Annotated in this window: 20 protein-coding genes; 7 read left to right on the forward strand and 13 right to left on the reverse strand. The window is 54.1% G+C overall.

Annotation, left to right across the window (positions count from 1 at the left end):
- The first annotated feature begins 16 nt into the window (after positions 1–16).
- The 5 genes from porU to BM114_RS08835 all read left to right on the forward strand — a co-directional run bounded on the left by porU (position 17) and on the right by BM114_RS08835 (position 7928).
- On the forward strand, positions 17–3547 hold the full coding sequence (gene porU / locus BM114_RS08815) for a type IX secretion system sortase PorU (protein WP_092112550.1): 3531 nt from the start codon (positions 17–19) through the stop codon (positions 3545–3547).
- Between the two features lie 50 nt (positions 3548–3597).
- Positions 3598–4767: a type IX secretion system outer membrane channel protein PorV gene (gene porV / locus BM114_RS08820; protein WP_092112552.1), complete on the forward strand. Its 1170-nt coding sequence runs from the start codon at positions 3598–3600 to the stop codon at positions 4765–4767.
- A complete protein-coding gene (ispF, locus tag BM114_RS08825) occupies positions 4764–5240 on the forward strand; it encodes a 2-C-methyl-D-erythritol 2,4-cyclodiphosphate synthase (protein ID WP_092112554.1) in 477 nt (158 codons plus the stop codon). Before porV ends, ispF begins: the two co-directional genes overlap by 4 nt.
- 640 nt (positions 5241–5880) lie before the next feature.
- Entirely contained in the window at positions 5881–7155 is a 1275-nt protein-coding gene (locus BM114_RS08830) for a glycosyltransferase family 4 protein (RefSeq protein ID WP_092112556.1), read from the forward strand.
- Positions 7152–7928: a glycosyltransferase family 2 protein gene (locus BM114_RS08835; RefSeq protein ID WP_092112558.1), complete on the forward strand. Its 777-nt coding sequence runs from the start codon at positions 7152–7154 to the stop codon at positions 7926–7928. Before BM114_RS08830 ends, BM114_RS08835 begins: the two co-directional genes overlap by 4 nt.
- 77 nt (positions 7929–8005) lie before the next feature.
- On the opposite strand, the gene BM114_RS08840 is transcribed toward BM114_RS08835, so the two are convergent.
- From BM114_RS08840 to BM114_RS08895, 12 genes are all read right to left on the reverse strand, one after another.
- Positions 8006–8947 carry a M23 family metallopeptidase gene (locus tag BM114_RS08840; protein ID WP_092112560.1) on the reverse strand — a complete coding sequence of 314 codons (942 nt, stop codon included), beginning with the start codon at positions 8945–8947 and terminating at the stop codon, positions 8006–8008.
- A gap of 230 nt (positions 8948–9177) precedes the next feature.
- On the reverse strand, positions 9178–11277 hold the full coding sequence (gene recG / locus BM114_RS08845; RefSeq protein WP_092112562.1) for an ATP-dependent DNA helicase RecG: 2100 nt from the start codon (positions 11275–11277) through the stop codon (positions 9178–9180).
- A 54-nt stretch (positions 11278–11331) separates the two neighbouring features.
- Positions 11332–11691: a four helix bundle protein gene (locus BM114_RS08850; protein WP_092112588.1), complete on the reverse strand. Its 360-nt coding sequence runs from the start codon at positions 11689–11691 to the stop codon at positions 11332–11334.
- Positions 11692–11726: 35 nt separating this feature from the next.
- A complete protein-coding gene (locus tag BM114_RS08855; RefSeq protein ID WP_092112564.1) occupies positions 11727–12401 on the reverse strand; it encodes a 2-C-methyl-D-erythritol 4-phosphate cytidylyltransferase in 675 nt (224 codons plus the stop codon).
- 45 nt (positions 12402–12446) lie between these two features.
- Entirely contained in the window at positions 12447–13010 is a 564-nt protein-coding gene (locus tag BM114_RS08860; protein ID WP_092112566.1) for a DJ-1 family glyoxalase III, read from the reverse strand.
- Between the two features lie 289 nt (positions 13011–13299).
- The gene (locus BM114_RS08865) at positions 13300–14412 is read right to left on the reverse strand and encodes an efflux RND transporter periplasmic adaptor subunit (protein WP_092112568.1); all 1113 of its coding nucleotides are present in this window, start codon (positions 14410–14412) and stop codon (positions 13300–13302) included.
- A 16-nt stretch (positions 14413–14428) separates the two neighbouring features.
- On the reverse strand, positions 14429–15673 hold the full coding sequence (locus BM114_RS08870; protein ID WP_092112570.1) for an ABC transporter permease: 1245 nt from the start codon (positions 15671–15673) through the stop codon (positions 14429–14431).
- Between the two features lie 7 nt (positions 15674–15680).
- Positions 15681–16940: an ABC transporter permease gene (locus BM114_RS08875; RefSeq protein ID WP_092112572.1), complete on the reverse strand. Its 1260-nt coding sequence runs from the start codon at positions 16938–16940 to the stop codon at positions 15681–15683.
- A gap of 54 nt (positions 16941–16994) precedes the next feature.
- Complete coding sequence (locus BM114_RS08880; RefSeq protein WP_092112590.1) at positions 16995–17714, reverse strand: ABC transporter ATP-binding protein; 720 nt, start codon at positions 17712–17714, stop codon at positions 16995–16997.
- 56 nt (positions 17715–17770) lie between these two features.
- Positions 17771–18673 (reverse strand): redoxin domain-containing protein, encoded by a 903-nt coding sequence (locus tag BM114_RS08885; protein ID WP_092112574.1) that lies wholly within the window; start codon positions 18671–18673, stop codon positions 17771–17773.
- A complete protein-coding gene (locus BM114_RS08890; protein ID WP_092112576.1) occupies positions 18670–20349 on the reverse strand; it encodes an ABC transporter ATP-binding protein in 1680 nt (559 codons plus the stop codon). The genes BM114_RS08885 and BM114_RS08890 overlap by 4 nt, the downstream gene beginning before the upstream one ends.
- 18 nt (positions 20350–20367) lie before the next feature.
- On the reverse strand, positions 20368–21252 hold the full coding sequence (locus tag BM114_RS08895; protein WP_092112592.1) for an NAD kinase: 885 nt from the start codon (positions 21250–21252) through the stop codon (positions 20368–20370).
- A 460-nt stretch (positions 21253–21712) separates the two neighbouring features.
- Between BM114_RS08895 and BM114_RS08900 the strand changes: the two genes are divergently transcribed.
- Entirely contained in the window at positions 21713–22654 is a 942-nt protein-coding gene (locus BM114_RS08900) for an aldo/keto reductase (protein WP_092112578.1), read from the forward strand.
- On the forward strand, positions 22575–23963 hold the full coding sequence (locus tag BM114_RS08905; protein ID WP_177207084.1) for an amidohydrolase family protein: 1389 nt from the start codon (positions 22575–22577) through the stop codon (positions 23961–23963). The genes BM114_RS08900 and BM114_RS08905 overlap by 80 nt, the downstream gene beginning before the upstream one ends.
- Positions 23964–24120: 157 nt before the next feature.
- Here BM114_RS08905 and BM114_RS08910 read toward each other — a convergent pair.
- The coding region (locus BM114_RS08910; RefSeq protein WP_143089294.1) for a transposase at positions 24121–24262 on the reverse strand (142 nt) is incomplete at its 5' end.

Here is a 24262-nt window from a genome sequence, read left to right on the forward strand (position 1 = left end):
CGAAATGGCATAGTGGATGAAGAAGCGAATACTGTTGTTCATAGGGATGCTGTGCTGCCTGATCCAGGTGAGTGCGCAGCGGTTCTATAACCTGACCTCCCGGGAGGTCAAGGTTGACTCTGTATTGCCTTCGTTTACCTATCAGATACCCCTCGGCGACAATTATGCCGACTCCGTCTATACGGTTTCGATAGCCTATCCTGAGTTCATCGACATGACCCGAGGGGATATAGAGCGTTACCGGGAAATCTCGGGAGCACAACTGCCTGCGCTTCCCGTGGTAAACCAGAGCATCGGCGTGAGCCGCAAGCAGGGCGTGCTCGAGGTGCAGTTGTGCCCGCTGGTCTATAGAGATGACCGCTACCAGGTGCTCGTGAGTTTCATGCTCAGGGTGGAGTCGAAGCCTGCGAGGCGTTCCGTGCGCAGGTCGAATGCCCTTACCCGGGCGGGGAAAACAGACCGGTATGCCGACCATTCGGTACTGGCAAGCGGCCGCTGGGCCAAGATTCGTGTGCCCGCCACGGGCATCTATGCCCTTACCGAGAATGTCATTCGCAAGGCGGGATTCGGCAATCTGTCGAAAGTCAGGGTGTATGGCTATGGCGGAGCCCTGCAGAATGAGGTGCTCAACGGCGATGAACTCCAGCTGTTGGACGACTTGAAGGAAGTTCCGACCTGCGAAGTCGGCGGTCGGAGGCTCTTCCATGCACAAGGTCCCGTGAGCTGGGAAAGCAACACCGCTACCATCCGCACCCGCAATCCATATTCCGATTATGGGTATTATTTTATTACCGAGACCGGCGGAGAACCCCTGAAAGTGGATTCCGAAACATTCCTGAAAACCTATTATCCGTCGGCTGACGACTATCACGAACTTTACGAAGTGGATGCCTACGCCTGGTACCAGGGTGGCAGAAACCTTTTCGGCGACGACCCTATCAGCCTGGGCGACAAGCGAACCTATACCCTGACCAACGACGCGAGCGTACACGGTACCCCCGCCCGGCTCACCGTGCGAATCTCCGCAGGTACCGCCAGTACCGCCAGCATCAAGGTGAACGACCGTGAGGTAGGCTCGTTGCGGATAGGATTGTCGGAGTACGACAAGGGCAACATGACTGCCGGTACTTACGAGATTGCCGCCTTGGCATCCACGGACAAGGTCGAAATAGCCACGACGAGCGGCGGTCCCGTGCGCCTCGACTTCCTCTCGCTGACCTATAGCAAGCCCAAGGCTGCACCCTCTCTTTCAGGCGTAACTTTCCCGGAGCCGGAGTATGTGTATAATATCACCAACCAGGATCTTCATGCCGACGGACCTGCCGATATGGTTATCATCATACCGACTTCACAGAAACTGCTTGCCCAGGCACGCCGCCTGAAGGATTTCCATGAGCGACATGACGGCCTGAGGGTGCGCATCGTGCCTTCTGACGAACTTTTCAATGAGTTCGGCAGCGGTACGCCGGACGCCAACGCCTATCGACGATACTTGAAGATGCTCTATGACAGAGCCTCCGGCGAGGGCGACATGCCCAAGTATCTGCTGCTCTTCGGCGACTGCGTGTGGGACAACCGACTGCTGACCAGCGACTGCCGCCACCTCAAGGCAGATGACCTTTTGCTTTGTTTTGAGAGCGAAAACTCCTTCAACGAGGTCTACTGCTATGTCGACGACGGGTTCTTCTGTCTGCTTGACGACGGCGAGGGCGGCAATCCCCGCAGTTCCGACAAGCTGGATATGGCCGTCGGGCGATTCCCCGTATCGACGGAGGAAGAGGCGAAGATTGTTGTCGACAAGACCATCCGCTATGCCGAGAACGGTAGTGCGGGTGCGTGGCAGAACACGCTTGTGTTCATGGGCGACGACGGTAACAACAATATTCACATGCGCGACATAAACGATGCCGCCGAGCAAGTAAGCTCCCTGCATCCGGAATATCTCGTGCGCAAGGTAATGTGGGATGCCTATACACGCCAGGCATCGGCCACGGGCAATACTTATCCCGAGGTTACGGCACTTATCAGGCAGTATCAGTCTGGCGGCGCGCTCATCATGGATTATGGAGGGCATGGCCGTGAGGATCAGATTTCGCATGAGTCGGTGCTTCGTCTCGCTGATTTCGACTCGTTCCGCAACGAAAATCTGCCTCTGTGGATAACGGCTTCCTGCGACATCATGCCGTTTGATGGCACGGCTTCCACCATCGGCGAGCATGCCTTGCTGAATGCCAGAGGTGGGGCGATGGCGTTCTTCGGCACTACCCGGACCGTCTATTCAAACTATAATAAGGTGATTAACATGGCTTATCTGCGCCATGTACTGGCCGCAAAGAACGGGCAGCCAACCACCATCGGGGAGGCACAGATGCTGGCGAAAAACGAACTGATTACCAGCGGGCAGGATAATACGACAAACAAATTGCAGTATTCCCTGCTGGGCGATCCGGCCCTCCGCCTGAACCTCCCCACGCTGGAAGTGGTCATAGACAGCATCAACGGTACGACTGGGGGAGCGCAGTTGAAGGCCGGGAGCATAGCGCGGGTGAGTGGGCACATCGAGAACGGCGACGGCTTCAGCGGCATCATGACGGCCACGGTACGCGACCAGAGGGAACTCATCACCTGCAAACTCAATGATACCAGTGATTCCGGGGCTGACGAGGCCTTCCAGTATTACGACCGGACGAAGACTCTCTTTACTGGTTCTGACAGCGTAAGGAACGGCCGTTTCACCTTCTCATTCGCCGTGCCGAAGGACATCAGCTATACCGACGGTAGCGGACTCATCAATATCTATGCGGTAAACGCCGACCATACGCTGGAGGCTCATGGCTCCACCGACCGCTTCACGATAGGCGGAAGCCAGGTTGAAGGTACGAATACAGTCGGCCCCTCCATCTATTGCTACCTCAATTCGCCCTCGTTTGTGAATGGGGGAAATGTGAATGCGACGCCCTACTTCGTGGCTCAGGTGAAGGATGAGGACGGCATCAACGCGTCAGGAAACGGCATCGGGCACGACCTTACGCTCGTCATCGACGGCGACATGAGCAAGACCTATACCCTGAACGACCGTTTCCAGTTCGACTTCGGAACCTATACCAGCGGTTCCACCTATTATAATATACCGGAGCTGGCGCCGGGAAAGCACAGGCTCTTGTTCCGTGCGTGGGATGTACTGAACAACTCGTCGACGACAGAACTCACCTTCAATGTGGTGCCCGGACTGGAGCCCAATCTCTTCAGCGTGGATGTATCGCAGAATCCGGCCACCACCACAACCACCTTTATCATCAATCACGACCGTACCGGGAGCGACATGGAGGTGGATATCGATGTCTACGACATCAGCGGCCGCTGGATGTGGTCGCATTCCGAGAGCGGCGTGAGCACCTCCCAGGCCTATACGCTCAGCTGGGATTTGACTACGGGCAACGGCCGAAAACTGCAGACGGGTGTATATGTTTATCGTGTGCGCATTGCCTCCGGCGGCAGCTCCAAGGTGTCAAAGGCCGAGAAATTAATCGTCATGGGCAATAATTAATAGGGCTCCTGCGTTTAGTAGGGAGTAATGTATCATCATCTTATTGGAACATGAACAGAATCTTCAGAATATTCGCAGTAAGCGTGCTGGGAGCCTTGTCACTCGGCTTGTCTGCCCAGGAGAAGCGCGACCTCTTTAATCCCGTGAACTATTCAGTAACCTCCCAGAACATAGCTCCCGATGCCCGTGGAGCCGGAATGGGAGATGTAGGCGTGGCTACGGAGGCCGATGTGAACTCGCAATACTGGAATCCGGCGAAATATCCGTTTAATATTTCCCGTGCCGGAGTCTCCCTGAACTATACTCCCTGGCTGCGCCAACTGGTCAACGACATGGACTTGGCTTACCTCTCAGGGTATTATCGCATCGGCGACTATAGTGCGGTAAGCGGCTCGCTGCGGTATTTCTCCATGGGAGAAGTGTTCCTTGATCAGAAAGCAAACTCTCTTTCCATCAACCCTTACGAGATGTCCTTGGATGTAGCTTACTCCCTGATGCTGAGCGAGAAGTTCTCTCTCGGAGCGGCGGTCAGGTGGATTTATTCCGATTTGAAGTACACGCTGACAGACGATACATCGCCGGGCTCTGCCTTTGCGGCGGATATTGCCGCCTATTATCAGGACTATATCACCATGGGTTCCCGTGAATGCCAGCTGGGACTGGGACTGAACATCTCCAATATCGGTAGCAAGATAAGCTTCGGGGGCGACAACCACAGTTACTTCATCCCGACAAACCTCCGGCTGGGAGCCTCTCTGATGGTGCCCATTGATGAGTATAACAAGATTACCGTGGCCGCCGATGCCAACAAGTTGCTGGTGCCCACCTATCCGAAGAAGGAGGAAAACGAGACCACGGAGGACTATCAGCGCCGCATGGAGGACGACTATTGGAATGTTTCGTCGATTTCCGGCATCTTCAAGAGCTTCAACGATGCCCCTAACGGATTCTCGGAAGAGCTGGAGGAGATTTACTGGAGCGTGGGCGCAGAGTACACTTACAACGACAAGTTCTCGCTGCGTGCCGGTTATCATCATGAAAGCGAGAACAAGGGAAACCGCAAATACTTCACCGTAGGAGCCGGATTCCGGATGAGCGTGTTCTCCCTGGACGCCGGATACCTGATTTCCACGGCCAAGAGCAACCCTCTCGACCAGACCCTGCGCATCTCGCTGAGTTTCGACATGGACGGTATCAAGGACTTACTTCACAGGCGATGAGCATCAGGGTAGGCATGGGATATGATGTCCACAGGCTCGTGGAAGGCCGCGAGTTATGGATGGGGGGCATCCGAATAGAGCACGAACTGGGACTTCTCGGCCACAGCGATGCCGATGTGTTGATACATGCCATCTGCGACGCACTGCTCGGGGCAGCCAATATGCGCGACATCGGCTACCACTTCCCCGATACCTCGGCCGAGACGCTGGATGTAGACAGCAAGATACTTCTCCGCAAGACCATCGACCTGATAGCGACGAAAGGCTATCGGCTGGTGAATATCGACGCTACGATTTGTGCCGAACGGCCCAAACTCAATCCGCATATTCCGGCCATGAAGGCCTGTCTTGCCAGGGTGATGGATACCGACGAGGAGAACATCTCCATCAAGGCGACGACCTCGGAACGGCTTGGCTTCACGGGGCGCGAGGAGGGAATCAGCGCCTATGCGGTCTGCCTGATAGAGCGGTAGCTGCCTTTCGTGTTACCACAGATTATTATCCCGTTTTCTTCTTGCCGTAGGGAGATTGACAAAATCGCCGATTTTGTTGCATGATTTCGGCGATTTTGTCGTTCAATCTCGCCGATTTTGTCAGCCTTTTAGCGGTCTTTTGTTTTCAGGGAGTCTGTTTGCTTGTTTCTTATCCGTGGCTCACGGTTTTCCCGTCGGGGGCTTGTATGGTGCTGGAGCTTCTTTTCCGTTCCTTTCAACAATGAATTTTCTGCCGGGCAAATACAAAAAAATACGCTGCAACTCTCAACGAGCAACAGCGTAAAACCTATGTTTAACTAAAAATCCTTTTTCTAAATGAATGAAAACCTCACGGTTTCCATTGTCATCCTTCGTTAAACAATCTGTAAATCTACCTTAAAACCTAATAACTAAAAACCTAAATCTATTACTACTAACCTAAACAATCTATTAACCTTTTGACATTGCAAAGATACAACGAAATGGCAGAAGGCACAATAGAATCTTACTGCTTTTTGACAAAAACGCGGTAAATCTTGACCTATGTCAAAGTTTTGTGTCCGTGCACAAGCAATAATTCCTGGAAATTCTTGTCATTTCTGCCATTTTGCATTATCTTTGCTCGCAAATACTTCTGCGGATGAGAATATTGATCGTGAATACCAGCGAGCAAACGGGTGGTGCGGCCGTGGCGGCCCGACGCCTGCTGCAGGCACTCAACAATAATGGCGTGAAGGCAAAGATGCTGGTTCGGGACAAGGAGACTGATCAGCTTTCCGTGGTGCGGTTGCCGGATAGCTTCCTGGATAAGTGGAACTTCTTGTGGGAGCGGTGGTGCCTCTTCTGGCACCTTCATTTCTCGTGCCGCCACCTTTTTGAGCTCGACATGGCAAACGCGGGGCGTGATATTACCACCTTGCGGGAATTCCGAGAAGCGGATGTCATTCATCTGAACTGGATTAATCAGGGCATGCTTTCCTTGAAGGGAATCCGCAAGATACTGGAAAGCGGCAAGCCCGTGGTATGGACGATGCATGATATATGGCCAGCCACGGCCATCTGCCATCTCACCCTGGGATGCGAGAACTTCAAGTCGAGGTGCGCGAATTGCAAGTATCTGCCGGGCAACGGCAGCCGTAATGACCTCTCGGCCAGGGTATGGCGGCGTAAGCAGAAGACTTTGGAGGGGCGGAATATCACCTTCGTGGCCTGTTCCCGCTGGCTTGAGGGTGAGGCGAAGTCGAGTGCTTTGCTGCGAGGGCAGTGGATAACGAGTATCCCGAATCCAATCGACAGCCATGTTTTCCATGCGCGGGATAAGCAGGAAGCGCGAAAAGAGTTGGGACTTCCTGTTGACAAGCGACTCATCCTCTTTGTCTCCCAGCGTGTAACCAATGTGAACAAGGGCATGGATTATCTGGTGGAGGCTTGCGGAAAGTTTATCTCAGAGCATCCGGCGATGGCGGCAAATACGGCACTTGTAGTCCTCGGAGGCCATGCGGAGGAAATCTCGCCTCGGTTCAGCCTTCCTGTCTTCGCCCTGGGTTATATCAACGATGTGCGTCAAATCGTGAGTGTCTATAGTGCCGTCGATGTGTTTGTTCTGCCCTCTCTGTCGGAGAATCTGCCCAATACCATCATGGAGGCGATGGCCTGCGGAGTGCCCTGCGTCGGCTTTGGGGTGGGGGGGATACCCGAGGAGATAGACCATCTGGCGAACGGCTATGTGGCAAGATACAAGGACTCGGACGACTTGGCGCGGGGATTGCGCTGGGTGCTTGCCGAGGCCGATCGTACTGCTTTGGGTAAAGCGGCCGTGGCGAAGGTAGTGGCGTGCTATTCTCAGAATGCCGTCGCGATGAGATATATCGATATATATAACAAGGTATTGTCGGCAACAAACTCGGAGAAATGATTAAATTCACGATTATAACCTGTACTTTCAATGCCCAGTCGGTGGTAAGGCGCACGCTCGTGAGCGTGTTGGAGCAGTCTTATCCCCATGTGGAGCACCTCATCATAGACGGAAAGTCGAAGGACGCCACCATGCAGTTGGTGGCTGACTATGCGACGGAATCGGCGGGCAAAGCGCCCGCCCACGAGATAAAGACCGTCTGCGAGCCCGACAAGGGGCTATATGACGCGATGAACAAAGGTCTGCGCCTGGCTTCCGGCGACTATCTGGTGTATCTCAATGCGGGAGATGTGTTTCCGTCCAAGGATACTTTGGAGCATATAGCCCACGCCGTGGGCGAGGCCGAAGAACTCCCTGGCGTACTGTATGGCGATACGGATATTGTCGACGGAGACGGCTGGTTTATCCGCCATCGTCGGCTGTCGCCTCCCCGGAAACTATCGTGGAAATCGTTCGTGTGGGGCATGCTGGTGTGTCATCAGGCGTTTTATGCCCGTACAGATTTGGCCAAGGCGCATCCTTACAACCTTCAATACCGCTATTCGGCGGATGTAGACTGGTGTATCAGAATCATGAGAGATGCCGGGGCAAGGAATCTCCCGTTGAGGAATGTGCATGCCGTGGTCGTGAATTTCCTGGACGGGGGCATGACCACCGCGAACCACAAGGCCTCCCTGAAGGAGCGTTTCCAAGTGATGAAAAAGCACTACGGACTGTTCGCAACGCTGTTCGCCCACGCATGGTTTGCGGTGAGAGCTGTTTTTAAGGAGTAGAAAATAAGAGAATGCCCGCCTGAAACTCTGTCAGGACGGGCATTATATTATGTGATTGTCGTTTTACGCGGTAATAATCAAGAGTACCTGATAATCATGCCGGGACGAATCTTCGAGCTGCGCGAGAGCTTATTCAACTTCAGCAGGGTGTCGACCGTTACGCCACGCTTGTCGGCAATGGAGTAGAGGGTTTCTCCTGAAGCCACCTTGTGGTATTGCTTCTCTTCGCTGCCGGCGGTAGTCGCGTTCTGGGCCATTTCTCCACGCACTTCCTCTTGGGTGTATCTTCCGTTACCGACAACGCCGCGCGAACGATTGGCCTCCACCGACTCATGTCTATAGGAATTCTTGCGGAACATATAGCTGTCGGCTACTACATCCTGTGCTCTAAAGTCAAACATGAGGGCTGGATTTAGTGCAACGCCGCACAGACGGGTCTCAAAATGGAGATGGGAGCCTGTACTACGCCCCGTGTTTCCGCCTAAACCGATCACATCGCCGGCCCTGACAGTCTGGTTCTCGACCACCAGCTGCTTTGACAGGTGCCCGTAAATGGTCTCTAAGCCGTTTGTATGGCGGATGACAATGTACTTTCCATAGCCCCCGCCTTCATACTGCACGATGCGTACTTTGCCGGAAAAAGCGGCCCGAATGGTATCCCCGATATAGACTTTAATGTCAATGCCTTTGTGCTGGCGACCCCAACGACTACCGAAATTGGAGGTGATTACCCGGCTCACGGTCGGCATATGGAAGTGCCGGAGGTCAATACGGAAAGAATCGGGAAGCTCCTGTTCTCGATGTGCGTATTGATTATTCCAGTCTGCATACAGCTGTGCGGAGGGTGATTCCAGGTTTTCTTTGCGTAAAAGGTTCTGTAATGCCAGAGTATCCACTTTCTTTGTCCTGCGGTCTATGGGTGCCTGACGAGCTAAGAGATCCTGTGCTCCGGCCGGAAGAACGGCAAGGAAGAATAATCCTGTAATTACAATAGTCTTGAAAATATTTCTTAAAGTCATACAAATTGTTTGTAGGTTTGGGTCTTAGGTGGGAGAAGAAACAACACACCAAATATCATTAAAATGAGCCTGAACCAGCTTATTTCTTGAAAATGATATTGCAAATATAATAAAAAAACGGCAAACCACCTATTGAATTAACATATTTTTTTGTGTCATTTAACACAATTGAAATGATTCCAGAGTTTTCGTAACCATTATATTTGCTATGTATACAGGCGATTCCAGCGTCAACTTATAGCCGACCAGTTGATGTTTGATTTCCTTAATTTTTTTAACCTATTCCACAAAATCTGGTATTCTGGGCGGTTGTATTCGGGATCCGCATCGATAATCTTTTGTGCCGCGTCCCGTGCCATTTGCACAATCTGGCCGTCGCGGGCAATATCCGCAATCTTCAAATCGAATGCCATGCCGCTCTGCTGGGTGCCTTCCAGGTCGCCGGGACCGCGGAACTTGAGGTCGGCTTCTGCTATTTCAAACCCGTCGTTGGTCTCGCACATGATGTCGATGCGTTTCCGGGTCTCCTCCGCAAGCTGGTAATTGGTAACCAGAATGCAGTAGCTTTGGTCAGCCCCGCGGCCTACACGCCCTCGCAACTGGTGCAGTTGGGAGAGCCCGAAGCGCTGGGCGTCGAGGATGACCATGACAGAAGCGTTAGGAACATTCACTCCCACCTCTATCACCGTCGTGGCAACGAGGATCTGGGTTTGGCCTTCAATGAACTTTTGCATTTCCTCCTCCTTCTCCTTAGGCTTCATCTTGCCGTGGACCTTGCTAAGCCTGAACTCTGAGAAGACACTCTTTAAGATTTCAAATCCTTCCTCGAGGTTCTTCAGGTCTATCTTCTCGCTTTCCTGAATGAGCGGGAAAACGATGTAGACCTGTCGTCCCTGACGAATCTGCTGGCGGATGCCCTGATAGAGACTGGCCATCTGGTTGTCGTATTTATGTAAGGTCATGATGGGCTTGCGACCAGGCGGAAGCTCGTCGATGACGCTCACATCGAGGTCGCCGTATATCGTCATGGCCAGTGTGCGGGGAATAGGCGTGGCCGTCATGACAAGAATATGGGGCGGATTCTCGCTCTTCGACCACAGCTTGGCACGCTGGGCGACCCCGAAACGGTGCTGCTCGTCGACCACGGCAAGCCCCAGACGGGCGAACTGTACGGGGTCTTCTATCACGGCGTGAGTACCTACCAGTATCCGCACGCTGCCGTCGGCGAGGCCGCTGAGAATATTCTCCCGCCGCTTTCCCTTTATGATTCCGGTGAGCAGTTCGACGCGGATATCCATGTCTTTCAGGAACTGCCTGATGGTCTGGAAGTGTTGTTCAGCCAGGATTTCGGTCGGTGCCATGATGCAGGCTTGATACCCGTTGTCGAGGGCTATGAGCATGGTCATGAGGGCCACGAGCGTCTTTCCCGACCCTACATCGCCCTGTAGCAGCCGGTTCATCTGCCTCCCCGACTTCATGTCGGCCCTGATTTCGTGCATCACCCGCTTCTGTGCGCCCGTCAGGGGGAAAGGAAGATTGTGCTTGTAGAAGTGGTTGAACTCCTTTCCTACATGTTGGAAGATGTATCCGCGGTACTTGCGGCGTTGGTCGGAGGCATAGCGGAGAATGTTGAGTTGTACATAGAACAGCTCCTCGAACTTCAGTCTCAGGCGGGCTTTCTGCATCTGCAGGGCATTCTTGGGATAGTGAATCCAGCGATAGGCATCGTCGCGTGAGACGAGATGGAGCGGTCCCGTGATATAGGGAGGCAGTGTTTCGGGCAGCGTTTCGGTGAGTTTCTCCACCAGCCCCTTCGTCATTTTCTCCATCCCCCGCGATGTCAGCCCCGCCTTTTTCATCTTCTCGGTGGTCATGTAGTAAGGCTGCATACCCATCTGCGACAGCTCCAGGTTGGCCGCGTCGTCGATGTCGGGGTGGGCAAACTGGTATCTTCCGTTGAAGATCGTGGGCTTCCCGAAGACGATGTAGTCTGCTCCTGTCTTATAGGTCTTGTAGATGTATTGCGCTCCGCGAAACCATACGAGGTCGCAGACACCGTGGCCGTCGGCGAAATGAGCCACGACACGCTTCTTGCGCCCTCCCATGCTGAACTCCTCGAAGCTTAGGATTCTTCCCTTGATCTGCACGAAGGGCATGTCGGCCGATAGTTCCGAGATGGCGTAGATGCGGCTGCGGTCTACATATTTATAAGGGTAATACTCGAGCAGATCACGCCAGGAGCGGATATTGAGTTCCTTGCCCAATATCTCTTTCTTCCTCGGTCCCACTCCGGGAAGATACATGATGTCCTGGTCGAGAATGCTGCTCATTTCAATGCATGATTTATAATGTATAATTCATAATTGACAATTCATAATTCATAATTATCCTTCCGCTGAGTGCCTGACGATGGAAGTTAACAGTTTGAGGAGTTCCCTGCAGTCTGTGAGCAGGCTTTCTGCTTCCTCGTCTCTAAGATACCCCGTACGGTGTAATAGTTCTATCCAATATTCAGACTCGCTGGCCTCCTTGAGCGAAATGTTCATCTTGGCTCTGAAGTCTGCCTTCGACTGGCCTCTTATGGCTTCTTTTATATTTGCGCCGATACTGGTTCCGCATCTAAGGAGTTGCCGTGATAGGTCGTATTCGCCCTTTTCCTGCCGCAGAAACCGATTCAACTTTACGCATCGAATGGCAAAAGCCATACTTTTTGCGGCAACAATGTTCTCGCCTGATTCTTTCATTTCATCCTGTACAATTATGCATTCTACATTATGAATCATGCATTACGCAGAATCCATTCTGCCACTTGCAGGTCAAACGGTGTCGTGAGCTTGATGTTCTCCCGGTTGCCTTCCGCCATCTCCACCTTGTGCCCCAGGGCCTCCACGACCGATGCGTCGTCGGTGAACCGCGACTGGTAAGGCTGCTGGAAAGCCCGTTTGGCGAGCTGGATGTCGAAGGTCTGCGGGGTTTGGACGATGCGGTAGTCGCTCCGGAGCACATTGTGTCCGCAGCCGTCCTTGTCGATGTGGCGTAGTGTGTCGGTAACGGGCAGCACCGGAATGGCTGCTCCGCAGCGGCGTGCCAGATCGTAACATCTGCGGATGACCTCCACGGAGACAAAGGGGCGCACGCCGTCGTGCATTCCCACGACGCCCTCGGCATCATCGGGGACGGCATGGAGCCCGTTGCGTGAGGAGGCGAAGCGCGTGTCGCCGCCGTCTACTACCGTGTGCTCGATGTCGAAGCGGTGCTCCTCGCACAGCCGGTGCCAGTAATCCTGCTGCTCGCGGGGCAGCACGAGGATGGTTCGGAGTGCCTCGTCATATTCATGAAAACGCTCCATAGTGCGCATGAGTGCAGGCTTCCCGCCTATCGGCAGAAACTGCTTCGGAATCTCGGAGCCCATCCTGAGCCCCTTGCCGCCGGCAACGATGATGATATAATCCATAGGCAAACGCTTTTTCCCTGTCCTACGGTGGACGGGAACTTCATGCTATCTGCTCATCAGATGGGTGTACATCATGTCGTCTTCCACCTGCCGGGCGGTCTCCTCATCCTTGAGAATGGCGAGGATCTTGTAGGCATAGGGTAGTGCGGCAGCCGGTCCTTCGCCGGTGATGATGTTGCCGTCTACGGTTACGAGCTCGTGCGTATATTCCGCCCCTTTCAGATATTGCTCAAATCCGGGATAGCAGGTGGCGCGCTTTCCCTTGAGGATTCCCAGATAGCCGAGCACCATGGGGGCCGCGCAGATGGCTCCGATTCTTTTTCCCGACTCGCATTGAGCCGTCAGGGCATCGCGCACGCCGTGGTGTTCCAGTAGGTTTTTTGCCCCAGGCATGCCGCCCGGCAGCAAGAGCATGTCGGCATCGCCAAGGTCGGCGTCCTCGAATTTGAGGTCGGCCTTGAAGGTTACGCCGTGCGCGCTCTCCGCAAATTCACTGCCCGTAACGCTGACGGTCTTGATGTCCACACCCCCTCTGCGCAGGATGTCTACTGGTGCCAGGGCTTCGATGTCCTCGAAACCGTCGGCCAGAAATTCATATACCTTTGCCATATTCTTCTTTGTTTTAAAGTGATTGTTACTTTACGCAAAGATAGATAATTTCCCTGAATATTGCAAGTGCGGCGGCGGAAAAAGGCAGCCTTTCGGATAAAACACGGATAAAAGGCAGGCGGAAAGCCGCCCGGGTCTCGCCTTTTAACCGCTGGCCGTTTGACAAAATCGCCGATTTCGTCGCATGATTTCGCCGATTTTGTCAGACAATCTCGGCGATTTTGTCAAGTAGGAGACGGTCTTTGGTTTTCCCTGTAGCCTCGCTCCATGCAGATGTCAGTAAGCGCCCTTATTCCTCATCCTCAGTGTCTGCCACCACTTTCGGACCGCGCACCTTCTCGGTGGACTTCAATCCGCTCTTGATCTGGATGTTGATGCCGTCGGAAAGACCTGTAACGACCTTGCGCCGCTCATAGGTTTTCTTATCCGCAGAGCCCTTCACGATGTTCACATAGGTGGCGTTTCCCTGAAACTCTACGGCACTCTCTGGAATGGTGAGAGCCTTCTCCACATGGTCAAGCACGATTTCTGCATTGGCACTATAGCCGCTGCGGATGGAGATGGACGGATTCGTGATGGCCGCCTTTATCTCAAACTGGTTAGCCCCGTTGTTCTCCACGGCCTTGGGCGAGATATACTCCAGCGAGGCCTGCAAGTGCTCGTCCTGCAGCGCACCGATGGTAATCTTCATGGGCATGCCCGTTACGAGCTGCCCCACCTCCGTCTCGTCGATGTTGCCGCGGAATATCAAATCGCTCATGTCAGCCACGCTCGCAATGGTAGTACCATCGTTGAAGGTGTTGGAAAGGATGACCGTGTTGCCCACCTTGACGGGGATGTCGAGGATAAGGCCGCTCACCGTGGAGCGCACGAGCGTGCTGCTGGTGCTGGCATTGCGCTTAGAAACCCCGTCGCGCACCACCTGCAGGTTGTCGTCTGCTGCCGACAGCTCCTCCTTGGCCTGCTTGTAAGCCTGGTGAATCTTGTCGTATTCGTCGGCCGACACCAGTCCTTTGTCGAACAGCTGCTTCTCGCGGGCATAGTCCACCTGCGCCTGCTTGAGGTTGATACCAGCCAGTCGGAGGCGAGCCTGGGCACTGCTCAGCTGCCCCATGTCGGGTATCACCTTCACCTTGGCTATCACCTCGCCGGCCTGAATGGTCTGTCCGGCTTCTTTCAGGAGTTCCGTGATGATGCCGGAAATCTGCGGTTTCACATTCACCTCGTTACGAGGTTCGATCTTTCCGGTTACTATCGTAGTCTTCTTGAGGTCCATTACCTTGGGCGTGAACTCGTCGTAAACCACAGGCTGCGGCTGCGATTTCACCCACAGGAAGATGAAAGTCAGGATGAAGATGAGGACTATGAGCCCTGCAACAATAAACTTAATGTACTTTTTCATATCTCTTTTTTATTTTCTATTCATCACGCATGGCGTCCACGGGCTTGATGCTCATGGCTCTTGCCGCCGGTGCCAGTCCGGCAAGGACACCGAGGACGCTGAGAAGCGCCACCGCTCCCACCGCCGTCCAGAAGCTTATCTGAAAGTGAGCCTCAATGATTCCGTCGGTAGTGTTACCCAACTCCAGCAGTTGCAATATCAGCACGGCGAAGAGCACGCCGCTCATTCCGGCAACGGCCGTGAGTGCGATGCTCTCCGAGATAATCTGCGAGAGGATTACCCTTGGGGTAGCCCCGATGGCCCGGCGGATGCCGATTTCGGTGGTTCGCTCCCGCACGGTTACCATCATAATGTTGGAAACCCCGATGGCTCCGGCCAGCAGCGTTCCGATGCCCACCAGCCAGATGAGGAAGTTCACGCCCGAGAAGAGACTGTCGAGCATGCCGAACATCACCTCCGTATTAAACACCGTGATGGCTTTCTCGTCGGTGGGGTCCACCTTGTGAGCCCGCGCTATTACCTCCCGTAAACGCGGAGTAATCTCGCTCATCTTTACTCCCGGCTGCCCGGTGATGCTGATGAGGCCAATTTCTTCTCCCTGATTGTAGGTTTGCTGCATGAGGGTGAGTGGAATGACAACGCTCTCTTCTGCCCTTCCATTTACATTGATGTGTCCTGAACTATAGTTCACGCCCACGATGCTGTAATACATCGAGTCGACGCGCACCAACTGGCCGCACGGGTCTCCGCCGCCCGGGAAGAGCGTCTTGTAAATCTTCTTTCCGATGACGCACACCTTGCGCCGCTGCAGCATGTCCATTTCGTTAAGAAAACGGCCATAGAACAGGCTCGGCTCCTCTACCTTCGCATATTCCGGCAACTGGCCTTTCACGGTGCCAAGAGCCTTCTTGTCGCCGAAGACTATCGACCGCTGCCACATCGAAGCCATGGGAGAAGCCACATCGATCTCGGGTATCTGACTCTTCAGACGCTCCACATCGCGATAAGTCATCTGCCATTCACGGCCCTTGCGAAAGCCGGCATAAGGCTTGGTAGTAGGCTGCGCGAAGATAATGGCCGAGTTGGTAGCGAAGCCGTCGAAGTTAGCGGAGAGCATTTCCTTCAATCCCTGCCCGCCTCCTATCAGCGCCACGAGCATGAATACGCCCCAGAATACGCCGAAGCCCGTAAGGAACGAGCGCGACTTATTACGCGTCAGCGTGTCAAGGATTTCCTTGTATGTATCAAAATCTATTCTCATCTTTTCTCTATTCAGCACGAAGCGCCTCTATCGGGCGTATCCTCGAGGCCTTGCGGGCGGGGATGATTCCGGCCACGGTTCCCGCTATCACCATGACCACCATGGCCTCTACACAGACATCCAGGCCCACCGTGGGGTTGACGAACATCGTGGTCTCAAACATCCCGGAGTTTACTTTCATGTGGCCGATGGTAGCGTCCATATAGGCATTGGCTCCTATACCCAGCAGCATCCCGACATATCCGAAGAAACTGGTAATGATGATACTCTCCACGATAATCAGCCGTAAGATCGACCCGGGCTTGGCTCCTATCGCCTTGCGAATGCCGAACTCACGGGTTCGCTCCTTCACCGTGATGAGCATAATGTTAGAAACGCCTACGATACCACTAAGGAGCGTGAAGAGTCCGATTATCCACAAGGCCATGCGGATGATGCCCATACCCTTGTTCATCTGTAGGTTTTGGGTGAACCGGTTCCATATCCAGACGGCTTCCTCGTCGTCGTGTGCAGCCTGATGGTTGGCATTCAGCACGGCCCGATATTGCTTCTCGAAGGCCTCGTTCTCCTTCTCGGAGTCCAAGCCATGGAATGAAAACACGAGGTTTCCCGTCTTGTCGCCGCTGTTATAGATGGTTCGGAAGGTGGTGAAGGAAATGAAAGCGTCGGTACCCATCATGCTCTTGTCGGTCTTATAGATACCAACGATGTTAAAGGCGAGGTCGCCGACCTTGGCGGTCTGCCCTATCAGGCTGGACAGGGAGCGAGAAGTGAGCTCCTTGGCCATATCCTCACTGATGACGAGCGACTTCCTCCTGTCTTGGATATCCATGTCGTTGATGAACCTTCCATACAGCATATCCCGCTTGTTGATTACGCAGTCGTTAGGATAGACACCGCTGATGTTCACGCTGGTATAGTTGTCCCCTATGCTGATGGTCGTCCCAGGATGGTCAAGTTCGGCACCCACCTCGTCCACATTCTCGCTGAACATCTGTTCCGTGAGCTGCTTGTCGCGGTCGTTAAGGTCTATGCTTCTCCCTTCCTTCATCCCTCTGTATGGCTTGGAAGTCTGCCCGCCGAAGATGACCATGGAGTTGCTGAGATATCTCGTGGAATTCTGCTGCGTGGCATTGATGAGCCCGTTGCCCGCCCCCAAGAGGAAAATCAGCATGAAGATGCCCCATGCCACCGCAAAGCCCGTCAGTGCCGTGCGCAACTTGTTGCGCTTTGCCGTCGACCAGATTTCCGTGATTATATCTCTCATTCTCTACTCATTATCATACTTTTGAAGGGTATGCACCCGTCCGCAAGTCCTCCTTTATTTCATGATTCCATTCACTCCGAAGGGGCTGGCCTTATGTTCGGTGTTGATGTCGATGGCTCCTATCAGGCCATCCTTGATGTGAATGATCTTGTCGGTTTCGTTCGCTACGCCGCTCTCATGGGTTACCACGACGATGGTCTTACGCTCTTCCTCGTGCAGCTGCTTGAGAAGTCCCATTACCTCGACGCTCGTCTTCGAGTCCAAAGCTCCCGTAGGCTCGTCCGCAAGGATAATCTTCGGTTGGGTGATGAGAGCCCGGGCAATGGCAACACGCTGCTTCTGACCGCCGCTCATCTCGTTGGGATAATGCTCGGCCCATTGCAGGAGCCCCAGTTTTTCCAAGTATTCCAAGGCCAACTGACGGCGTTTCTTGCGACTTACGCCTTGATAAAACAGCGGTAACTCTACATTTTCCACCGCCGTTTTGAAGCCAATCAGGTTGAAGCTCTGGAAGATAAAGCCTATCATCCGATTCCTATACTCCGCCGCGCGGCGTTCGGAAAGGTCTTTGATCAGCGTTCCTGCCAGCGTATATTCCCCGCTGTCGTAGTTGTCGAGGATGCCTAATATATTTAATAAGGTGGACTTTCCGGAACCCGAGGCTCCCATGATGGAGACAAACTCGCCCTCCTCAATATCCAGATTGATGCCCTTCAATACATGCAGGGGCTGGGCTCCGAAATAGGTCTTGTTGATATCTTTTAAATGAATCATCATACTCTATAGACGCAATACACGACGATTTGGTTGCAGAAGCGTGCCACTTTTTCTTAGAACCGGAAGGTAATGGGCAGGTGGAACTTCACGCGCTCTTTCCTTCCGATATACACCGCCGGAGTCCAGTCATGCATTTTGGACACCACTCGCTTGCCCTCGTTCTCGAAAAGAACGCCAAACTGATCCATCAGCCTTGCCTGTTCATCGAGGGACAACTTAGCGAAATTGGCATCATCACATCCCGTAATCGTGCAGGAATCCGCCTGAGCATCCTCCACGGAACCGTCTTCTGCCACCCAGAAACTCATCATCAGCTTTGCCGTAACCCCCATTTTCTGAGCCTTCTTGGGATATTTAAGATGGTCGGAGAGATATTTCGTGATGCCTTGGACGCCGCCTTTATAGGTTGGAGGAACAAGTATCTGCTTTAGTTTTCCCGCCTTGTCGAGTTCCTCGAGCTTGGATTTCATCTTCTCCACCATGACGGTTCCGAACACTATCTTGCCCTCGGGATCGACGAGATACATTATAGGAATCCAGCTGACATGATACTTCCGATCTATTTCCGTCTCCTTCTTCCACTTCTTGAGTTCGCTGAACTGCGGCCAATACATCTTGTTCTTCTCAATACATTTCTGCCAGGCGTCCTTGTTCGTGTCAAAAGAAACGCCGATAACGGCTACCTTGTCCCAATAGAGGGAGTCTATTTCCTTGACTTTAGGAATATCTTTCCGGCAGTCGGGACACCACGATGCCCAGAAGTCGAGCACCACATAGGCTCCCCGATAATAGCTCAACGAGCGATTCTTTACAGAGTCTACGACGAAATCCGGAGCCTCCGTTCCAGGTTTCAGGAGGTCGGCGGCATACTTGGCATCCAAGTCTTCAAGGGACTCCTGGGCACCTGCCGTGAGTGCGCACACCAAGAGGAGTGCGGCAAAAAACAGTTTTTTCATTTTGAATCTATCTTTTCTATTTTCAATGTTTGGTCGCAATAGTCCACCACGGCAGGGCGATGGGTGATGAATATAATGGTCTTGTCGTGAGATGACAACACATTCTGCAACAACTGCCGCTCGGTCTCGGGGTCGAGGGCAGAGGTCGCCTCGTCGAAGAGCATCACCGGGCGGTCGCGCAGCAGGGCGCGGGCGATGGCAATGCGCTGCGCCTGCCCCTCGCTGAGTCCGCCCCCGCCCTCGGTGCAAAGAGTGTCCAGACCGTCGGGAAGTTCCATCACGAAGTCGGCGCAAGCCCGTCTCAAGGCTGCCTCCATCTCCTCTTTCGAGGCATCGAGCTTGCCCAGCCGCAGGTTGTCGCGTATGCTCCCGCTCATCAAGGTGTTGCCCTGGGGCACATAGACGAGGTTGCACCGCGTGCGGGGCGACAGTTCCTCGCTGTGCCCATGGGAATAGATTTTCACCTTGCCTGCCTGCGGGCGGAGGAGAGCCAGTATCAAGCGCACGAGCGTGGTCTTGCCCGCACCCGTCTCGCCGAGTATCGCCGTGCACGACCCTGGCCGGAAATCGAAGCTCAAATGGTCGAGAATCTTCCCCTCGGCAGCATCGTAGGCATAGCTCACTTCCGTCATCCTTATCCCGCAGGGAGCAGTCAGTTCTATAGGCTCTCCCTGCTCTTCGAGCGGGTTTTCCTCCAGTTCCATCAGCCGTTCGGCGGCCGTAAACACGCTCACGAAAGCCGGAACCAGCTTGGTTAGGTTGCGGGCAGGGCTCTGAATGCGGTTCACGAGTTGCAGGAAGGCCGTCATCCCGCCGAAAGTGAGGGTATTCGCCGACATCCTTACGGCCGCCCAGAGGAAGGCCACCAGATAGCCGAGCGCAAACCCGAAGTTGAGAATCAGGTTGGAGAATACCGAGAACGCCGTGCGTCTGACTACATTCTGGCGCAGCTCGCTCTGCGTGTTCTCAAGCCGGTCTACCATGGCCGAGTCGCTTTCCAGCGTCTTGATGAGCATGCGGTTCTGGATGGTTTCCTGCAAGACGCTCTGCACCTTGGAGTCGGAATTGCGCACCTTGCGGGTCAAGCGGCGCATCTGGGAGATATAGACCTTGCTCAACGCCACGAACACCGGTATGATGGCCACGGTGATAAAGGCAAGCATCCTGTCCATGGAAAAGAGGTAGAAGAAGGCTCCGAAGAACATCGCGAGCACGCTCAGGGTATTCGGAACGGTCTCGGTGAGGAAGTTCACCACATTGGCGACATCGAATTCGAGCCGATTGAGCACATCGCCCGAGTGCAGAGATTCCTTTCCGTGCCACTCCGAGCGCAGTATGCGGTCGAGCATGCGCTGCTGCATGCGGTTCTGCGCCTTCACTCCGAGGATGTTGCGCACCCACACCGAGGAGACATTGAGGCCGAAGTCGCAGAGAATCAAGATGCCCATGACGGCCACGGCCCAATAGATGGAGCCCGCCACATGGTGGGCCGCCACATCGATGGCATGCTGCACCGCCCAGACCTGCGACAGGCTCACGACCACCGACAGCAGGCCTATCACGGCATTGAGCACGGCCTGCAGGCGGTTGCCCCGCCATGCATTCCACAGCCATTTGAAGATGGCCGTGGAACCATACTTCGTGTCCTGAATCTTCAGAAGTTCCCTGATGTTCATATCGTTGTTTTCCGGCGTTTATCTCTGGTCGGCTCCCCACATCATCTTCTCGCGCAGCGTAGAGAAGTAACGCTGGCTCAATCGCTTCACCATTCTCACTTCGCAGGGGGCTTTCGATACCGTGAGACGAGTGCCCTCGACGAGTTTCTGCGACCGGCCGTCAATTGCCACGAGGAAGTTGTGCGAGCGGCTCTCCACCTCCAGCTCAATCCGGGCGTCGTCGCGCACCACGATGGGGCGAATATTCAGGCTGTGGGGAGCCACCGGCGTGATGCACAGGTTCCGGTCGTCGGGCACCATGATAGGCCCTCCGTTCGAGAGATTATAAGCCGTGGAACCGGTGGGAGTCGACACGATGAGCCCGTCGGCCTGATAAGTAACCAAGTATTCACCGTCCACACAGGCACGGATGGAAATCATGGAGGCCATGTCGCGCTTCAGCACGGCAATGTCGTTCAGGGCGTAGGGATTGCCCGCTATCGGCTCGCCGTCGGCTTCCAGCTGAATCATCGTGTGCCCCTCTATCTTCACCTTGCCCTCATAGATTTCGCCGAGAGCCTGTTCCACCTCGCCGGGAAGCACATCGGCCAGGAATCCGAGCCGCCCGGTATTCACGCCCATGATGGGGGTCTGCTTTGCCCCCACCAGCGAGGCGGCCTTCAGAAATGTGCCGTCGCCTCCGATGGAGAGGGCATAGTCTACCTCGACATCATAGTCGTCGAAGATCCCGTCGACGCTGATGTCCATCTTGAGAACCTTCGTCAGGTAATCATGGAAGGCCCGATGGACATACACCCCCGCCCCTCTCTCATGGAGGAAATCGAGGATTCGCCGTATCGCCGTCGACTTATTATCTTGAAACACCTTGCCAAAAAGGGCAAAACGCAATGTCTTCTCTGCCATATCCATCGTTCTTTCAAGGTCGCAGCACTTGCTTTTGACGAGGCAAAGATAATACAATTCAAGGAAAAACACAAATTTTTCGATGATTTCGAAACGATATCCGCTGAAACCGTCAGAATCATTTATAAACCGCGCTTGCCACCCTCCGTAAAGGGACAGACGGCAAGCATGCCGACTGGAGACCGCCACCCGTCCAACAAAATCGCCGAGATTGTGGGGCAAAATCGGCGAAATCGTCCGACAAAATCGGCGATTTTGTCAACCTGTTGACCGCCTCCGGTTTTTCCAGCGCCCGTCTTCGGTCGCGCGCTTTGCCGCCCCGAGGGCTTTCATGCATGGTTTTCTCCATGTGGAGACTGCTTTATAAGTAAAACTGGTAAATATTTCCTTGATTTGTCCATCATGCTTATCAGAAAAAAGAAGTAACTTTGCTCACAAGTTCAAAAATGGAAAAAACAAGATGAAAAGAAACAACATCACATTGGGGACATGGTCGTGGGGCACAGGTGCTGCCGGCGGCGACCAAGTATTCGGCAATCATACGGACGCCGCCCAGCTGAAGCCCGTGTTTGATGCAGCCATGCACGAGGGGCTCAATCGCTGGGATACGGCGACGGTGTATGGCATGGGAGCCAGCGAAGATATTCTCGGAAGCTTCGCGCGCGGCGTAAAGCGCAGCGAGATAGAGCTGTCTACGAAGTTTACTCCGCAGATTGCCGAGATGTACGGCAACTCGGTAGAGAAGATGGCCGAGGCAAGTCTGAAGCGGCTGGGGACAGACTATATCGACATTTACTGGATTCACAATCCGATGGATGTGGAGCGCTGGACGCCCGGGCTGCTGCCCCTGCTCAAGTCGGGGATGGTAAGGCGCGTGGGCGTGAGCAACCACAACATCGACGAGATACGGCGTGCCGACGCCATCCTTCAGGCCGAAGGCTTCCGAATCTCTGCCGTACAGAACCATTTCTCGCTGCTCTACCGCTCGTCGGAGCGGGGCGGAGTGCTCGACTATTGCAAGGAGCAGGGCATTGAGTTCTGGTCTTACATGGTGTTGGAACAGGGTGCCCTGTCGGGCAGATATAGCACGGAGAGCCCTCTGCCGGCCGAATCTGCCCGCGGACAGAAGTATAATCCTGTGCTCGACAAGATAGAGCGTCTCACGGCAGCCCTCTCCGAGATAGGCCGTAGCTATGGTATCAGTGCCTCGCAGACGGCTATTGCCTGGGCTGTCGCCAAGGGCACCATGCCCATTATAGGTGCAACCAAGGAGAAACATGTCGTGGAAGCCGCTAAGGCACAAAGCATAAAACTCAGCAAAGATGAAATCGAACAACTGGAATTACTGGCTGATCAGGCTGGTGTTGACACTCGTGGCGACTGGGAGCATGGCATGGAGTAAGGCACAGACGGTGGTGGATGTCCATTCGCATATCATCACCAGCAGTTACCGCACCATGCTGAAAGCCCACGGGACGGAAATGGAAGAAGGTTTTCCGCTGCCGAAGTGGGAGGCGGAGAGGCAGCTGGCATTCATGGACAAGGCTGGTATTAAGACAGCCGTGCTGACCATGAGTGCTCCACAACCTTATTCTGAGAAGGCCGGTGAGGCTGCCGCATGCATCCGGAAAGTGAATGAAGAGGCTGCCGCCGTCAAGGCCGCTCATCCCGGCCGCTTCCTTTTCTGTGCGGCATTGCCGCTCCCGGATGTGGCAAGTGCTCTCAGGGAGGTGGCCTATGCCATGGACACGCTTCACGCGGATGGCATAAAACTGGCCACCAACAATCGCGGGCAGTACCTTGGAGACCCTGCTTTGGAGCCGCTGATGGCAGAGCTAAACCGGCGGGAAGCCGTGGTAATCCTGCATCCCCATAGGCCCTTGCCTTACTCCGAGGCACTGATGAAGGGGCTTCCGCTCGCCATGCAGGAGTATTTGGGCGAAACGACGCGTGCCGTTGCCAATATGATTGTTCACAATGTGATGGGGCGTTATCCTGCCATCAAGTTCGTCGTGCCGCATTGCGGAGCCTATATGCCCATAGCCATCCCGAGGATGAAGAGTCTTGCGGGCGTCATGCAGGCCGGCGGGTTGATAGGGGAAATAGACTGGGAGAAGAGCCTCGGCAGCCTGTATTACGATTTGGCGGGAAGCCATTCCGCAGAGGCGGTGCGCGAATTGCTCACCATCACCACGCCCGATCATATCCTCTATGGCAGCGACTATCCCTATGTGGCAGCCGATGTTCTGGAGAAAAGTTTGCAACGCATGCGCCAATATCTCTCGGAAAGCACATCCCTGGCACGCTATGGCGAAATGTTCCTGCATGGCAATGCCGAACGCCTGTTCAAGCTTTCGCCGGGAGCGCAGCCGAAGGCCGTAGCGGCCGACAGCATGCTCATCCGCCTCTCGGAGATAGAGGTCTATCCGGAATATGTGGAAGAATACCTGAAATATTCCGCCACGGTGGGGCGGGAGTCGGTAGAGAAGGAGCCCGGGGTCATCTGCATCTTCCCCATGCAGGAGCAGGAGGACCGCTGCCAGATAAGGATTGTGGAGATATATCGCAGTCAGGAGGCCTACAAGAAACACATTGCCAGTAAGCATTTCCAGCATTATAAGCAAGGCACGCTGAAGATGGTGAAGAGCCTCAAGCTCGTGGATATGCACTCGCTCGACCCCGAGGCCATGCCGCTTATCTTTAACAAATAGGCGGTAATGGGGAATGGCAGGTTCCGGAGGTAGCAGAAGCCTGCCATTCTTGTCTCGTCGCAGGTGGGCTTCCCGTGCGGCGTCTTTTTATTCCGTTCCGCTTCATAGTTCCCGTTTTTTGGGCACAGTTGCAAATATCCGTGGCAATAACATTTTGTTATCCAAAGATCATCGTCGTTCTATACATGAAGAATGGCAGGTCTTGTACTCCACGGAGCTGTGCTCTGAAGCCTTTCAACTTTGAGTTTAGAGATTCTGCATGAGCATTAGTTGATCTGTTGATGAAGTAGTTTAGTACT

The sequence above is a fragment of the Prevotella sp. KH2C16 genome (assembly GCF_900113305.1).
GTDB lineage: Bacteria > Bacteroidota > Bacteroidia > Bacteroidales > Bacteroidaceae > Prevotella.